The 14,754-nt window shown below is 67.8% G+C and carries 18 protein-coding genes; 9 read left to right on the plus strand and 9 right to left on the minus strand.

The window, feature by feature from the left end:
- Positions 1 to 24: 24 nt before the first annotated feature.
- Positions 25 to 1,170, plus strand: coding sequence for a cystathionine gamma-synthase (locus NI1_RS09320; RefSeq protein ID WP_067816867.1), 1,146 nt, complete (start codon positions 25 to 27; stop codon positions 1,168 to 1,170).
- A gap of 192 nt (positions 1,171 to 1,362) precedes the next feature.
- Here NI1_RS09320 and greA read toward each other — a convergent pair whose 3' ends face one another.
- On the minus strand, positions 1,363 to 1,854 hold the full coding sequence (gene greA, locus NI1_RS09325; protein ID WP_067816871.1) for a transcription elongation factor GreA: 492 nt from the start codon (positions 1,852 to 1,854) through the stop codon (positions 1,363 to 1,365).
- Positions 1,855 to 2,095: 241 nt separating this feature from the next.
- Positions 2,096 to 2,512, minus strand: coding sequence for a DUF4307 domain-containing protein (locus tag NI1_RS09330; RefSeq protein WP_067816875.1), 417 nt, complete (start codon positions 2,510 to 2,512; stop codon positions 2,096 to 2,098).
- A gap of 152 nt (positions 2,513 to 2,664) precedes the next feature.
- On the opposite strand from NI1_RS09330, the gene mca reads away from it, so the two are divergent.
- Together mca and NI1_RS09340 are read left to right on the plus strand one after the other, a co-directional pair.
- Positions 2,665 to 3,546, plus strand: a complete 882-nt coding sequence (gene mca, locus NI1_RS09335; protein ID WP_067816878.1) for a mycothiol conjugate amidase Mca — start codon at positions 2,665 to 2,667, stop codon at positions 3,544 to 3,546.
- Positions 3,543 to 3,812: a hypothetical protein gene (locus tag NI1_RS09340; protein WP_067816881.1), complete on the plus strand. Its 270-nt coding sequence runs from the start codon at positions 3,543 to 3,545 to the stop codon at positions 3,810 to 3,812. The genes mca and NI1_RS09340 overlap by 4 nt, the downstream gene beginning before the upstream one ends.
- A 226-nt stretch (positions 3,813 to 4,038) precedes the next feature.
- Here the strand turns inward: NI1_RS09340 and NI1_RS09345 are convergent, their stop codons facing one another.
- Complete coding sequence (locus tag NI1_RS09345) at positions 4,039 to 5,667, minus strand: TROVE domain-containing protein (RefSeq protein WP_067816884.1); 1,629 nt, start codon at positions 5,665 to 5,667, stop codon at positions 4,039 to 4,041.
- Between the two features lie 404 nt (positions 5,668 to 6,071).
- On the opposite strand from NI1_RS09345, the gene NI1_RS09350 reads away from it, so the two are divergent.
- Together NI1_RS09350 and NI1_RS09355 are read left to right on the plus strand one after the other, a co-directional pair.
- Complete coding sequence (locus NI1_RS09350; protein ID WP_245663141.1) at positions 6,072 to 6,800, plus strand: class I SAM-dependent methyltransferase; 729 nt, start codon at positions 6,072 to 6,074, stop codon at positions 6,798 to 6,800.
- 99 nt (positions 6,801 to 6,899) lie between these two features.
- The gene (locus NI1_RS09355; RefSeq protein ID WP_067816890.1) at positions 6,900 to 7,598 is read left to right on the plus strand and encodes a hypothetical protein; all 699 of its coding nucleotides are present in this window, start codon (positions 6,900 to 6,902) and stop codon (positions 7,596 to 7,598) included.
- Between the two features lie 91 nt (positions 7,599 to 7,689).
- Here the strand turns inward: NI1_RS09355 and NI1_RS09360 are convergent, their stop codons facing one another.
- Positions 7,690 to 8,124, minus strand: coding sequence for a DUF4189 domain-containing protein (locus tag NI1_RS09360; protein WP_084522831.1), 435 nt, complete (start codon positions 8,122 to 8,124; stop codon positions 7,690 to 7,692).
- A gap of 11 nt (positions 8,125 to 8,135) precedes the next feature.
- Entirely contained in the window at positions 8,136 to 8,600 is a 465-nt protein-coding gene (locus NI1_RS09365; protein ID WP_084522833.1) for a DUF4189 domain-containing protein, read from the minus strand.
- Positions 8,601 to 8,801: 201 nt separating this feature from the next.
- Between NI1_RS09365 and NI1_RS09370 the strand changes: the two genes are divergently transcribed.
- Positions 8,802 to 9,707, plus strand: coding sequence for an NAD-dependent epimerase/dehydratase family protein (locus NI1_RS09370; protein ID WP_067816900.1), 906 nt, complete (start codon positions 8,802 to 8,804; stop codon positions 9,705 to 9,707).
- Positions 9,708 to 9,752: 45 nt separating this feature from the next.
- Positions 9,753 to 10,676, plus strand: a complete 924-nt coding sequence (locus tag NI1_RS09375; RefSeq protein WP_084522834.1) for a LysR family transcriptional regulator — start codon at positions 9,753 to 9,755, stop codon at positions 10,674 to 10,676.
- A 24-nt stretch (positions 10,677 to 10,700) separates the two neighbouring features.
- Here NI1_RS09375 and NI1_RS09380 read toward each other — a convergent pair whose 3' ends face one another.
- Positions 10,701 to 11,429, minus strand: a complete 729-nt coding sequence (locus tag NI1_RS09380; RefSeq protein WP_067816907.1) for a dienelactone hydrolase family protein — start codon at positions 11,427 to 11,429, stop codon at positions 10,701 to 10,703.
- A 291-nt stretch (positions 11,430 to 11,720) separates the two neighbouring features.
- On the opposite strand from NI1_RS09380, the gene NI1_RS37835 reads away from it, so the two are divergent.
- Positions 11,721 to 11,882: a hypothetical protein gene (locus NI1_RS37835; RefSeq protein ID WP_157535018.1), complete on the plus strand. Its 162-nt coding sequence runs from the start codon at positions 11,721 to 11,723 to the stop codon at positions 11,880 to 11,882.
- 40 nt (positions 11,883 to 11,922) lie between these two features.
- On the plus strand, positions 11,923 to 12,624 hold the full coding sequence (locus tag NI1_RS09385; protein WP_067816910.1) for a hypothetical protein: 702 nt from the start codon (positions 11,923 to 11,925) through the stop codon (positions 12,622 to 12,624).
- A 49-nt stretch (positions 12,625 to 12,673) separates the two neighbouring features.
- Here the strand turns inward: NI1_RS09385 and NI1_RS09390 are convergent, their stop codons facing one another.
- The 3 genes from NI1_RS09390 to NI1_RS09400 all read right to left on the minus strand — a co-directional run bounded on the left by NI1_RS09390 (position 12,674) and on the right by NI1_RS09400 (position 14,367).
- Complete coding sequence (locus NI1_RS09390) at positions 12,674 to 13,366, minus strand: hypothetical protein (protein ID WP_067816913.1); 693 nt, start codon at positions 13,364 to 13,366, stop codon at positions 12,674 to 12,676.
- Positions 13,363 to 13,758, minus strand: a complete 396-nt coding sequence (locus tag NI1_RS09395) for a hypothetical protein (protein WP_157535019.1) — start codon at positions 13,756 to 13,758, stop codon at positions 13,363 to 13,365. The genes NI1_RS09390 and NI1_RS09395 overlap by 4 nt, the downstream gene beginning before the upstream one ends.
- Before the next feature lie 99 nt (positions 13,759 to 13,857).
- A complete protein-coding gene (locus tag NI1_RS09400; protein ID WP_067816918.1) occupies positions 13,858 to 14,367 on the minus strand; it encodes a hypothetical protein in 510 nt (169 codons plus the stop codon).
- Positions 14,368 to 14,754 lie beyond the last annotated feature (387 nt).

Raw genomic sequence — 14,754 nt, forward strand, 5'->3', positions numbered from 1 at the left:
CGGGGGCGTTTTAGGCTGGGGGACATGAGTGATCAGCTGGGTTTCTCCACGCGAGCCGTGCATGCCGGGTTCGATCCGGACCCTCAGACCGGTGCGGTGAACGTGCCGATCTACGCCAGCTCGACCTTCGCCCAGGATGGCGTGGGCGGAATGCGCGGCGGATACGAGTACGCGCGCACCGGGAATCCGACCCGCACGGCCCTGGAGGCCAATCTGGCGGCGCTGGAGTCGGGCACGTACGGGCGGGCCTTCGCCTCCGGTATGGCGGCCACCGACTGTGCGCTGCGGGCGAACCTGCGCCCCGGTGATCACCTGGTCATTCCGAACGACGCCTACGGCGGCACCTTCCGGTTGATCGACAAGGTGTTCACCCAGTGGGGGATCACCTACGACGTGGCCGCGGTGTCGGACGCGGACGCGGTGGCGGCGGTCATGAAGCCGAACACCAAACTGGTCTGGATCGAGACGCCCACCAATCCGCTGCTGAACATCGGCGATATCGCGGCGCTGGCCGATGTCGCACACGCCGGTGGCGCGAAGCTGGTGGTCGACAACACCTTCGCCTCCCCGTACTTGCAGCAGCCGTTGCTGCTGGGCGCGGACATCGTGATCCACTCGACCACCAAGTACCTGGGCGGGCACTCCGACGTCGTCGGCGGCGCTCTGATCACCAACGATCAGGAGCTGGATGCCAAGTTCGCGTTTCTCCAGAACGGCGCCGGCGCGGTGCCGGGCCCGATGGATGCGTTCCTGACCATGCGCGGCATCAAGACCCTCGCGGTGCGCATGGATCGGCATTGCGACAACGCCGAGACCATCGCCGAGTTCCTCGCCAACCACCCGAAGGTCGCCCAGGTCATCTACCCGGGCCTGCCCGAGCACCCGGGTCACACCGTCGCCCAGAAGCAGATGCGCCGCTTCGGCGGCATGATCTCGGTCCGCGTGCACGGCGGCAAGGAAGCGGCGCTCGACTTCTGCGCCCGCACCAAGATCTTCACCCTCGCCGAATCCCTCGGCGGCGTGGAATCGCTCATCGAGCACCCGGGCGCCATGACCCACGCCTCCACCGCCGGCTCGGCCCTCGAGGTTCCCGCCGACCTGGTCCGCCTCTCGGTCGGCATCGAAGACATCGGCGACCTCCTCGCCGACATCGAGCAAGCCCTCGGCTGACAATGACGAAAAACGCGGCGCTGCACCGGGTCCGGTGCAGCGCCGCGTTTTCGTTCGGATCGCGGCCGCTGATTTCGCGAGGTCGGGGTAACTCCCCGGGGACGACCGGAATCGGGTTGTCTCCGGACCGCCGGCACGGATGCGAAACCGCCTACGGCTCTCAGCCGTCCGCTGAAGCCGCGGGGAGGCGGGTCAGCTGTGGTAGGGCTCAGCCGATACGAGGGTCACCTTCATGACGTTTCCGTTGGGAAGGGTGTACTGGCGGGTTTCGCCGACCTTGGCGTCGATCAAAGCCCCACCCAGCGGCGAGTTGGGGGAGTAGGTCTCCAGGTCGGTGGAGCCCAGGCCCTCTTCGCGGGTGGCGATGAGGAAGGTCTCGGTATCGCTCTCGTCGCCGTCGTAATAGACCTTGACGACGGAGCCGGGCAGCGCGATCCCGGACTGCGACGGCGCCACGCCCACCTTGGCGTTGTTCAGCAGTTCTTGCAGCTGGCGAATGCGCGCCTCCTGCTGGCCCTGCTCTTCACGCGCGGCGTGGTAGCCACCGTTCTCCTTGAGATCGCCTTCTTCACGACGCTCGTTGATTTCGGCCGCGATGACCGGACGGTTGGCGATGAGCGCGGCGAGTTCGCTCGTGAGCCTCTCGTGCGACTCCGGTGTCAGCCAGGTCACGTTCTCAGTCATCTCGATCACTCCCTAGTAGTTGTCCCCGGCAGGCCGGGATTCCCTGATCCCGCTATACCCAGCCGGAGCTGGACATGACGAGGTTGGACGGCCAGAGCGTTCCTGGGGGAGATACCCGAGCGCACCTGCCGCCAATGCAAGCAAACACGGCTCCGAACCCCGGAACCGTGTGTTGGGTCATTCTAGCACGATTTATAAAGGCGCAGGTAGAAGCGTCAAAGCGGGTCGCGGACCGGACTTTTCACCCGGCACGCAGGTATGCGGGCACCTTGTCGTCGCAGGCGTAGATATTGGCCGCGCCGGCCCGTGCGGTGGTCTTCAAGGTGGTGGTGAGCCGGACCGTACCGCTGTCGGATCCGGGCACCAGGACCTCGCGGCGGCCGACCTCGAGGCTGTCGGGGTCCATGGCGCGGATGTAGCAGACCACCGGCTGGTTCGGGTCCTTGCGGGTCAGCTTGAAATCGACCTCGACCGTGGAGTCGTCGACGACGGTGTACCCCAGGCGTTCGGGCTCGATGTCCTTGGGGCCGTAGGTGCGGTAGCCCATCCAGGCCACCCCGAGTCCGGCCAGAATGACCACCGCGCCCAGGGCGTACGGCAGCCAGCGCCGGTTCTTGCGTGGCGCAATCCCGTACCGGTCGGCCGGTCTTTCGGTCATGACGCGCACTCCCGGGGGGTAGGTCGGAACAAATAACGATCGGATGGAACTATAGGGAATAGAGATCGGACACGGCCTGGGACTCCGGCGAAGGCGATACAGATGAGCATTGTGATCGGTGAGGTGAACGAGAAGTGAGTGGTCTTCGCCTCATGGCGGTACACGCGCACCCCGACGACGAATCCAGCAAGGGCGCGGCGACGACCGCGCGCTACGCGGCCGAAGGCAACGAGGTGCTGGTCGTCACGCTGACCGGCGGCGAGCGCGGCGACATTCTCAATCCGGCGATGGACACCCCGGGCATCAAGGATCGCATCGCCGAGGTGCGGCGCGAGGAGATGGCCGCGGCCGCCGAGGCGCTGGGCGTCGAGCAGGTCTGGCTCGGCTTCGTGGATTCCGGTCTGCCCGAAGGCGATCCGCTGCCCCCGCTGCCCGAGGGCAGCTTCGCGCTGGTGCCCCTGGACGAGGCCACCGAAGCGCTGGTGAAGGTGGTGCGCGAATTCAAGCCGCACGTCATCACCACCTACGACGAGATGGGTGGCTACCCGCACCCCGATCACATCATGTGCCACCAGGTCTCCGTCGCCGCCTACGAGGCCGCCGGTGATCCGGAGAAGTTCCCCGACGCGGGTGAGCCGTGGACGCCGTTGAAGCTGTACTACAACCACGGTTTCAGCCTGACGCGCCTCGAGATCTTCGCCGACGAGTACGAGCGGCGCGGCGAACCGTTCCCCATGCAGGACTGGATGGATCGCATGCGCAAGTACGCCGCCGAACGCGGCGACATCATGGGCCGGGTCACCACCCAGGTCGAGTGTGCGAAATACTTCCCCCAGCGTGACGATGCCCTGCGCGCGCACGCCACTCAGATCGACCCGAACGGCGCCTTCTTCGCCATCCCCACCGAGTTGCAGCAGAAGCTGTGGCCCACCGAGGAATTCGAGCTGGCCAAGACCCGGGTGAAGACCGCCATCCCCGAAACCGACCTGTTCGCGGGAATCGACGACGCCGACACCGAGGACCCCGACCGATGATCCTGACCCTGCTCGCCCAAGGAAATACGCCCACCGGACCCGAATTCGGTAAGGCGTCACCCCTTGGCCTCGTCATCATCCTGGTCCTGCTGGCCGGCACCGTGCTGCTCATCCGCAATATGAACAAGCACATCAAGGGCCTGCCCGCGACCTTCTCCCCGGAACATCCGGAACCGGATCAGGAAGCCGACGAGGGAACCGAGCACGGGATCACCACGCGCGAGGCGGAGCAGCCGAAGCCGGAGGCATCCAACGGCACCGCCTGACGGCGCGCACAAAGCAATTCGCGGCCCCGGTCCTGATGGACCGGGGCCGCAATGGTCGGTGGGGAACCCGGCGAGCCCGCGCATGCCGCGGGAGATGCGACCCCGCCGTCGTATCGGCCGCGCTCCGAAGTGGTGCGGCGTCGCTCGCCGTGGCGGGAGCGGCACCCGCGGGTCCGCCCGGTGCCGTCCCGCTCCTGGCGACGAGCGGGACGGTCGGATTCGGTTGTCAGAAGGGCCAGTTCGCGTGCTCGCCCGCTTCGATGAGGGGGATCATCGAGAACGCGGTGTCGGTCAGTCCGCCGAAGGCGTGGCGGTTTTGGCCGCCAGTGGGGGCGTGGCCGTGGCGGTAGCCCATGAGGTTCCAGGTGTAGAGCGGAACCGACTCGGGCAGGGCCGAATTGACGTCGCGGCCGGTGGCCTGTTCATCGGTGAGGATGACGACGCGGTCTTGGCCGGTGAAATGCTTGCGCACCGCGCCGGCGGTGTCGGTGCCGCCGCCGATGAAGAAGCCGTCGGACTTCCAGCGGTCGACGGCGCGCAGGACCGGTTCGCCGTCCCGCAAAGGGAAGGGAATGGTGTGCGCGTAACCGGTGCCGTTCCAATGGCCGGCGGCGGAGTAGGACACCACGTCGGCGTGCTCGCAGCGGGTGGCGAGGGCGAGGCCGAACACGGTCGCGGCGTCCCAGCAGCAGAGGGTGCCGTCCTTGGAGAATTTCGCCGTCATCGAACCGGAGGTGTCGATCAGCACCAGGGTGCGGCCGGGCAGTGCCGGGATCGACGCCAGCGAATGGTTCAGCGCCTGCTCCAGGGCGTGGCCCCAGCGCAGCGACGGCGCCGCCCGGTACGCCGACAGGAAGCGCATGGGCAGCTGGCGGGAGGCCCGCACCTGCTCCGGATCCGCCAGGCGCGCAGCCACTTCCGCGGCCACCGCATCGGACACACCGGCCTGGTCGAAATTGCGGAGGTTGCGCAACCGGGCCGTGTAACCCATGGACGGGATGAGCGCCTCCCACACCGCGGCATCCATCGGGCCCTGTAGCCAACCGGCCACGGCTTCCCAGGTCATACCGGCGGAACGCAGTGTGGTGCGGGCGGTTTCGGCATCGGCGAAGAGGGCGCGGCGATGCTCGGCCGGGGTTGCGAGCAGCTCCGCGCGGGCGCGCAGGATGCGCAGCTCCTCCGGCATGGGATTCGCCCGATTATGCCGCCGATCGATGGCATGCGCGAAAAGCGCTCCCTGCCAAGGCTTGTCGGCCGCGGCGGCAGGGTGCGTCAGTTCCAGCACATCACCGAATCGGAAGGAGCGGGCATCGCTGTCCCACTTGGCCAGCGCGCGTTCGTCGTACAGGCGGCGCACGGCATCGCCGATACCGCGCTTCACCGGTTTGGGCAGCGCGCGACCGTGAACGGCGTGCCAGTAGGCGATGAGTTCACCGGGTTCGTCGGCGCGCAGCAGCACGGAATCGATTACCTGGCGCGACATTCCGGATTCACCCGCCTCGAGGCGGGCCTTGGTGAACTCGGCCGCGCCGACCAGTGCGGCCGTGCGCAGGTTCGCGGTGCCGCGCAGCCAGCACAGGAATCGCGCCGTCCATTCCGGATCGGCGAGGGTGGCCGCGCGCACCAGCACGGCGAAACGGTGATCTCGTTCGCCGGCGGATTCGTAGAAGGTGTTCTCTCCCACCAGATTCGACACCGCGAGCAGGAACAGCTCACCCTGCACCGTGCGCTGATACCCGGGCGCGCCCTCACGGGTGCGGGCGGACGGCAACTCCTCGCCGCGAACGGGCGAGGTGGCGGTGGCGGCGAGCGGCGCGACGATGCCGCGCAGGCGTGCGATATTGAACTTGGCCATGAGAATTCCCCTGATTCACACGGGGTGGCAAGGGTGTGACCGGCCCGAGAACAAAGCGACGACGGTACCGTTGAGCTACCACTACACCACCGCACGCGTATGCGTACGGGCCGGAATCGAACCGACGCCGCCTGAACCGGAATCAGATGTGAAGTAACCGTTGTCTGCGCACCGGGCCGGTGCACACCATGCCCCCGAGATAAGTTGGCGACAGTGGAAATACTGCTCCCGAAGTGAGCTGTCGCCCCAGGAGTGGAGCGACCAGGAATCGAACCCGAAGTAACTGTCACCGGCGCACCGGGTGCGAACAGAAAAGTACGCTGAGACAATTCATCGCCGCAATCGATTTTCGCGCGCGCGGAAATCGCCTGGTGCCCCGTCGCATGCTGTGTGAGGGTTCAATGGTGACCGATCGACTGGATTCCGAGATCGCCGGCGACTTCCTGCTCACCGCGCGTTCATTGGCCGAGTACCGGGCCATGTTCGCGTTGACCGCCGCTGACCTGCGTGGTCGCGTCCTGGATTGTCCGGGCGGTGCTGCCAGCTTCGTTTGTGAGGCAATCGATCTGGGTGCGGACGCGGTGGCGGTGGACCCGATCTACGCGAGCACGGCCCCGGACCTGCGTGCGGTGGCGCTCGCCGATACCGATCGCGGCAATGCCTGGTCGGTGTCGCACACCGGGCTGTACAGCTGGGATTGGTACGGCGGCGATCCGGAAGTGCACCGGCGGATCCGGCACGAGGCCGTGCACTTGTTCGCCGACGATCTGGACGCGCACCCGGAGCGCTACGTGGCGGCCGGGCTGCCCGCACTTCCCTTCGGCGACAACGACTTCGACCTGGTCCTGTCCTCTCATCTGCTGTTCACCTACGCGGACCGGCTGGACGCGGACTTCCATCTCGCTGCCCTGCGCGAGCTGGCGCGGGTGAGCCGGGGTGAGGTGCGGGTGTATCCGCTGGTAGGCCACTCCGGTGAGCCAATGCCGGAACTGCTGGCGTGGGTTCGCGCGGAATTGCGGGAGCACGGCGTGGACAGCACGCTGCGCGCGACCGACGCCTTCGAATTCCAGCGCGGAGCCGGTCACCAGCTGGTGCTGAATCCTCGGCCCACCGGCCCGCTCCAGCCCGAGTAGGTCGCGGTACCGGGCGACGCCGCCGGATCGCGTACGGGTTTCTACGCCAAGTCCGTCGTCGGGGCGCGAACGGCGACCGGACACGGGCATGATGGGCGGATGCTTCCCACCGACCATCTCGTGCAGGCGGACCGCGGTCCCGCCGTGATCGCCACGCCGCTCGGCGCCGTCGAGTTCTCCGTCGCGCTCGGATCGGATGTGCTACCGGCGCAGCCGGATACGGTGTGGCGCTTGCCGAACGGCACGCGACTGTACCGCTGGCTCCGCCCCGCCGCGACGGTCGACCTGCTGATCGGCGGCATCGAGGTGCCGGTCTCGGCGGACGGCGCACCGGTGCCGACCTGGCCCGCCATCTGGCAGGTGGTCTCGTCGGGCGGCGTGCCCGGACTGGTCGTCTCGGCCGCTCTGACCGGTGCTCCGCCCGGCGCGGACGGCGGCCCCGACACCGGTGAATGCCTGGCGGCCACCACCATCGAGAACGAGGAGTTCGTGGTGTCGATCGGCGGGCCCGACACCGAATTGCTGGCCGCGCAGGCCGCCGACGGTCGCCTGCTGCCCGCCGACTGGGCCGATGTGCTGCCCCCCGACGGCAACGAGACCGGCTCCGAATACGGTGTGCGCTACACCGATCCGGCCGCCATCGCCTGGCACCTGCCCGGTCTCGCGGCCGGCGAAGCGGTCCGCCTGTGCATCGCCACCGCGTGGTGCGGCCGCGAGGACGACCCGAGTGGACCGTGGTATGCCGTGGACATCCCCCTCGACACCGCCTTCTATCACCTGACCGCGGAGCCGGTCTGAGCGTCGCGACCTCGGCCACAGCATGGCCGAAGTCGCCACCGCCATCACGGTTTCCGGTTTCGGCAGCGGTCCCGCTCGTGCGGTCCGAGGGCTATCCGGCGTTCGAGGTGCAGATGGTGTCCAGGACGAACAGTGGCTTCACGGTGTAGATCAGCGGCTGATTCAGGTCCGCGCCGGCCAGCTTTCGCGCGTTCTGTTCCGCCTCGGCGGCGGTGGCGCCGGTGCCGGAGGTGTAGAAGGGGTAGACGGCGTTGATGCTGAACATGTCTCGTTCGAGCACCACACCGCATTGGTTGTGGACTCGGACCTGGGTGTAGCAGGTGCTGGCGCTCGATTGGCGGCAGGCTTCCAGGGCGGCCTGCTCGGCCTCGTACGGGGTCGGATAGTCGAAGGCCGCGCCGACGGCGAAACCCCCGGCGGCGATCGCGCCGTACAGGTCGCCGGCGGCATGGGCGCTGCCGGCTCCGGTGACGACGAGGGCCGCGGCGGCCGCGGTGACCATGGGGAGGGCGAGTTTTCGCGACATGGTGGGCGTCCTCACCGCGCGCTCGCGGTGCAGGCGGTCTGCTTGACGAACGGCGCCTGGGTCACGGTGCTGCCGTACGCGGCCTGCAAGGCGATGGCGAAAGGCTGCATCGGCCACGGCGTCTGCGCCAGCGCCATCTGCTCCGCCTCGGCGGCCGTGGCGCCGGAGCCCCACCACAGTGTGGACGTCATGGGCACCAACCCCCACCAGCCGCGGTTGGGCAGTTCGACCGCGGACCCGCAACTGTTCTTGAGCTCCAATTTGATGACGCACCAAGACTTTCCGCATGCTTGCAGCGCAGCCTGATTCGCCGCTTCCTGCGTCGGATAGTCGGTCGCGCTGAAAACCTGCGAATAGTCGCTGGCCATCGCACCGTAGGGGTTACCGGCCGCCTGCGCGGTCCCACCCCCGATGCCGGCCAGCACTCCACCGGACGCGATAACCACGGCCAGCGCGGCCCTGCTCGACAAAGACATACAACAACCCCCGCGGGTGCTACAGCAATACCCCGCGCATCATCGCGGTGATCGCGCCCGCTGTCCAGCCCAATCTCGGTGGGCGCCGTTCAAAGGACATTCATTTCGTGCAATTTATCCTTATGGATATTGCAATAGACACAATGATTTCAGGCGGAGAGACTCGGAACGTAACGAATTCCAGCTCAGGAGGTCATTGTCATGCGGGTATTTCTCACGGGAGCCAGCGGCTGGATCGGGTCCGCCACGGTTGACGAGTTGTCGGCGGCCGGGCATGAAGTAGTGGGTCTGGCCAGGTCCGCGACGGCTGCCGCCGCGCTGGAAGGCAAGGGTGCCAAGGTTATTCGCGGGGATCTCGACGATCTGGCGGCTTTGCGGCGCGGCGCGCGGGAATCCGATGGTGTTGTGCACCTTGCGAACAAGCACGATTGGAGTGATCCGGCGGGAACCAATCGGACCGAGCGGGCCGCGATCACGACGCTGGCGGACGAGCTCGCCGGTAGTGGACGAGCCTTCGTGCACGCGTCGGTGCTGTCCGGGCTGGTGCGGGGGCGCGCGGCGCTCGAGAGCGATCCGTCGCCCGCGGTGGGCGAGGATTCGCCGCGTGGCGGCGCCGAGAACCTGGCGCGCGAGTACATCGAGAAGGACGTTCGGGTGGTGAGCGCACGGTTCGCGCCGTCCGTGCACGGCGTTGGCGATCCCGGATTCGTCCGGGAACTGGTTGCGGCGGCTCGGCGGCACGGTGTTTCCGCGTACATCGGCGATGGCGCGGCGGCTTGGGCGGCGGTGCCGCGGGCGGAGGCTGCGCGGGCGTTGCGGCTCGGACTGGAGGGGGCGCCCGCCGGTACGCGCATGCATGTCGTTGCGGAGGAGGCGATTTCGACGCACTCGATCGCGGAAGCGATCGGGCACACACTCGGCCTGCCGGTCGCATCGATCGAACCCGCCACCGCCGGTGCGCATTTCGGCTTCGTCGGCCGATTCTTCGGGCTGGACATGTCCGCCTCGAGCGAGCGCACCCGTGAACTGCTCGACTGGCAACCTGCCGGACCGACCTTGCTCGAGCACATCGCAGCCGGCGCCTACACCCTCGCCACCGATGCCTGAACCTGCACGCAACTTCTCTCGGTGACAGTTGCCTAGGATGCAATCGTGTCCGAACTCGACCTGAACCTGCTGCGCGTATTCGACGCGCTGCTACAGGACAACAGCGTCACCGCCGCCGCCGAACGGCTCAATCTGTCCATTCCCGCGACCAGCCGGGCGCTGTCCCGGTTGCGCCGGGCGATGGGGGATCCGATCCTGGTGCGCGCCGGGCGCGGCATGGCGCCGACGCCCTTCGCGCTGCGCACCGCTCCCCGCGTGCGTTCCCTGCTCGACGAGGCCGCCGCGCTGGTCAGTGCCGACCGCGAGATCAACATCGCGAACCTGAAGCGCACCTTCACGATTCGCATCAACGACGGCGTCGCGGCGACCCTGGTGACGGCGGTGACGGCGGCCGCCGCCGCGCAGGCCCCGGGCATCACCCTGCGCTTCGTCACCGAGGGGGCCGAGAGCATCGAGGCGCTCCGGGACGGCTCCATCGACTTGGATATCGGTGCCGGGGAGGTCGCCGCCCCGGATCTGCGTGCGGCCTTGTTGTACCGCGAACACATCGTCGGCATCGTCCGCGCCGACAGCCCGCTCGGCCGCCACCGCCGCCCGACCCTGCGGCAACTCTGCGAATACCCGCACGTCTCGGCTTCCCGGCGGGGTCGCGCCCGGGGTCCGCTCGACGATGCTCTGGATGCCGCGGATCTGCATCGTCACGTCGCCGCTGTCGTTCCCACCGCCGCGATCGCCGCGATGCTGGTCGCCTCCGGTCCCTACGTCGGGCTGGTCCCACGGCGTTTGGCCGAGCAGTACGCCGAGGCCCTCGCCCTGCGCTGGTTCCCGATCCCCGCGCCGCTGCCGGAGGTCGACGTCCGCCTGCTGTGGCATGCCCGCCTGGACGCCGACCCCGCTCAGCGCTGGCTCCGCGACACCATCCGCGACACGATGAATCGAATTGCGGGAGAACGACTCACGCGCCGCTGAACTTCTTGTGGCGGAGCCGCGAACCTACTTCAGGTGGCGGGCGAAGAACCGGCCCCCTTCTTCCCCCGCGAATTGCGGGACGCCGGTGTGCCCACCCATATTGGCGTGCAGCGTTTTCTCTACGGACCCGAAGGCGTCGAAGAGGTCCAGCGCCATCTGCCGGTCGTTGCCCTCGTCGTCCCACTGAAGCAGGACGTGCAGCGGGATGGTGACCCGACGGGCTTCCTCGAGGATGGTGCGGGGTACGAAACTTCCGGCGAACAGGACGGCGGCCGCGATGCGCGGCTCGACCGCCGCCAGCCGGACGCCGATCGAGATCACCCCGCCCGAATATCCGACCGGGCCGCCGATCTCCGGCAACTCGAGCAGGGCGTCCAGGACCGCCCGCCATTCCGGGACCGCCTGCTCGACCAGTGGCAGGACGAGCCGGTCGATGATGTCGTCGCTGACCTTTTCGCCGGCCGCGAGCGCCTGACGCAGGTCTGCCAGAGCCTGTTCGCGCGCGGGCGAACCAGGCCGGTCACCGTTCCCGGGCAGTTCGAGGGTCGCCGAAGCGAAACCCTCCGCCGCGGCATGCCGGGCCCGGGCCGCCAGCCGGGGGTAGGTACTGCGCAGCCCGAGGGGCGGTGGTCCGAGCAGGATGAGCGGCGCGGGCGCGGATGCGGGAGTCCACAGGATGCCGGGGATGTCGCCGAGGGTGAATTCGCGTTCGAGAACGCCGTCATCGAAGCGCTTTTCGGAAGTGAATTGCATGGTCGTGCCTTTCGGGAGTGCTCGTGTGGCGCTCCCGGACGACCTATCGCCCGACCGTGACCCCAGAGGGGAGCACCCATACAGATACTGCGTTCACGGGTACCACCTCCTCGTTCTTCGACACGGCTCCCGGAAGGCTAGCAGCGGGTGGCCGCGGTCCGCCATCGGTTATCGCGGAGTGCTCTGCGCAGGGTTTTGTTTCGGCAGGACGACGGCGGGTAGAGCGATCGCGGCGGGAATGAGGCGGGGTGCGCCGGTGCTTTCGCCGCGGCAGTGGAGGAGATGGAGACGATGACGAGCGACCCGCGCGAGCGCGCGGACATCGATGACGGCCTCGAATCGGATTTCGCGGAGGAACACGAATCCACGACGGCCGATCCCGATCCGGAAGGCGAAACCGAATCGCCGAACGGTTTGGGCGGCATGGATGCCGATTCCGGCAAGGCCGTGTAAATCACTGCACGGCAGACAATTTCAAATGTGAGGACCCGATATGGGGATAACCGACACGATCGTTGCGACCACCTTCGACGCCGTGGCACGGCTCCGCCGCGGGCGGGTGTTCCATCCGGCGGGCCGATCGGTGACCGGCATGCTGGTGGTGCGCGATCCGCAATTCGAATACTTGCTCGGCGCCACCGAACGCCCGGTGCTGGCCCGCATTTCGAAGGGCACCGGCCTGCCCGGCCGGATCCCGGACGTACTGGGCCTCGCGATCCGTGTGCCGGATCGCCGTGACCGCCCCTGGGACTTCACCTTCGCGACTACCAGCGCGCTACCACTGCTGCGCTGGCTGCCGGTGCCCGCCCGCGGCTGGCGCACCGCCCACTACGGCAGCCTCATGCCCTACCGCATCGACGGCGGCCCACTGACCTGGCTCTACGCGGAACCCGATGCCGCACAACCGCAATCGGCAGGTCTGACCGACTTCGTCGCAGATCTCCAAGCGCGCCCCGCCGGATTCGAGTTGATCGGCCGCGAACGCACCGGCCCCCGCCGCGTCCTCGGCGAACTGATCCTCACCGCCCCCGCGACCGGCGACATCCCCGACCATTTCGACCCCATCCTCAACCGCCCCGCCGAAGCCGAACTACTCCCCGAAACCCTCGCCACCGTGCGCGAGTGGGCGTACACGGGCAGCCGCGAGGGCCGTGGCAGCGGAACAGCCGACGCCCTGCCGCCCGCACGACTCTGAGGTCGGACAAGCGCAGGACCGGCGATTTCCGGCTGATCGCTCCGACGCATCAGGCGTGCGGCAGGGTCCCCGAGTGGCGTTTGCGGCGTAGATTCGCCGCCCCGGCCGCGGCCGCGCACAGCATCGCGGCGATATCGCCGGGGAAACGCACGCTCCAATAGAGATCCGCGAATCGATCCGGATCGATGGTCGCCGCGAGGCGTGCCAGGCAGACCGTCAGCCAGGCCACGGCAACCCCGCCGAACCAGAATTGCGTGCGCGTCACCGGTCGGGCCAGCACCGCGGTCACCAGCAGCGCAGTACTCACCGCACCTGCTGTCAAGGAGATGAGTATGCCGAATATTGTTGCGGGATGGCTCAATTCGCCGGTGTAGCCACGGTGCGTGCCCGACAGCTCGGAGAAGGTGTAGGTCACGATCAGTGCGATCACGCCCGTGACCGCGACCGCCAGGCCGAGCCGGCGTAGCCAGCCGAGATCCCAAATTCGAGCCACGTAGGCGCACATCAGGCAGACGGCCACCAGCAGCACCACATCGGCGACCATGCCCGCGAAACCCGGTGTCCGGACGAAGGCGTCCGCCTCGTCGCGCCAGCGTGGGTCGACGAATGCCGCGCCGGTGGCGAGCAGGAGCAGCACGACCGTCAGCAGGCGGGTCTGTGGTGCGGACGACCACAATGTGAGGCGAGCCAGGGCGACCGTGACGGTCACCGCGATGGCGATCGCGAACAGCACCTCGGTCATTGCTCCTGCAATCCTCTGCTCAGCCGTTCGCGCCGGGTGGGTGGGGCAGCGGTCGGTTCGGTGGGGTGATCGGCCAGTCGCCGGGTCACTTCACCGGCGAGTTCGTCACCGCTCGCCTGCCGTAATGCCTCGCGGACCGAGGCGCGCTGGACTTCCGCGCGGTTGAGGAATCCGGCCGCGATCAAACCTTCGATCGGACTAACACCATAGGTGCGGGCGAATGCGATGACGGTTTCCGCGACCGGCGCGTCGCCCAGATGCCGGGACACCCGCATTTGATTGGTGCCCATGCGGGCGGCGATGGCCCGATCGCTGTCGCCATGCGCGACCGCCTGTTTCCATTCCGGAAAGCCCATGGCGCGATTGTGCACCAGATTTGTTTCGCGGTGCAATCGTTCCACATCCCTGGTTCGTTCGATCTGCCGGAACAACTCGGGCCCGCACGGTCGAAACCGATGCGGGCGAGAGTTTTTCGTGAATTGCTCGAATAATCAGTGCTGCGGCGCATCCGCGTAGCCCACGCCCGCGCCGATCCCCGCGCCGATCCCCGCACCGACGGCGGCGCCGGTGACCCCACCGGCCAGCGCGCCGGCGCCCACCGGAATCGCCTCGCCGGCCGCGAAGCCGAGAGCCCCACCGGCCACTCCGCCGGGCAGGCCGCCGAGCGCTTCGCCAGCGCCCGAGCCGACCGCGCCACCGGCCAGACCTGCGGGGATGCCGAGGACCCCGCCGGCGAGTCCACCGGCGACGGCACCGGTCGCGCCGCCGACGCCCGCGCCGATGAGGGCGCCGTTGCCTGCGCTCTGGCCCATTCGGTTCAGGGTGTCCACCGGAATCCCGGTGGTCGGATCGCGCGGCACGTCCTGCTGGTTCCGGCCCTGATCCTGCTGTACGGCGGGAACGGGCTGTGCCGCTTCGGCATTGGCCGCGCCGGTGCCGCACAGGGCGACGCCGAGGGCGACCGGGATGGCGACAATGCTGGAAAGAATGGTGGTGCGCATGACAATTACCTCTTCTGAATCGGGTTTTGAAATCCATTGGAATCCGTATCAGCCATTTGGTTGAACCGAATCTGTTTCAACACTAACGCCGATGGTTCATAGCGTCAATGCATGATCACTGCCAACGGACCCAAGCTTCAGAAAATCGAGGCTTTGCGTGTGGGACCATTACCCGCTCAGGAATAGTTTTCGGCGCCGCAAGTCTCGCGCATCACATAGTTGACATGAACATCTACAGTCACATGAGTGACACATAAGCGCGTCTCGGCCGCTGCTGGTGCCACGGCCGTGGCGGTGCTGCGTGGAGTGAGCCTGCCGCGATCTTGTCCTCGGGTGGGCATGACCTAACCAAGTTGGGTGGCAAGCAGTTTCGCGGCCCGGAATTCG

Origin of the sequence: Nocardia inohanensis NBRC 100128 (assembly GCF_001612945.1) — a bacterium.
GTDB lineage: Bacteria > Actinomycetota > Actinomycetes > Mycobacteriales > Mycobacteriaceae > Nocardia > Nocardia inohanensis.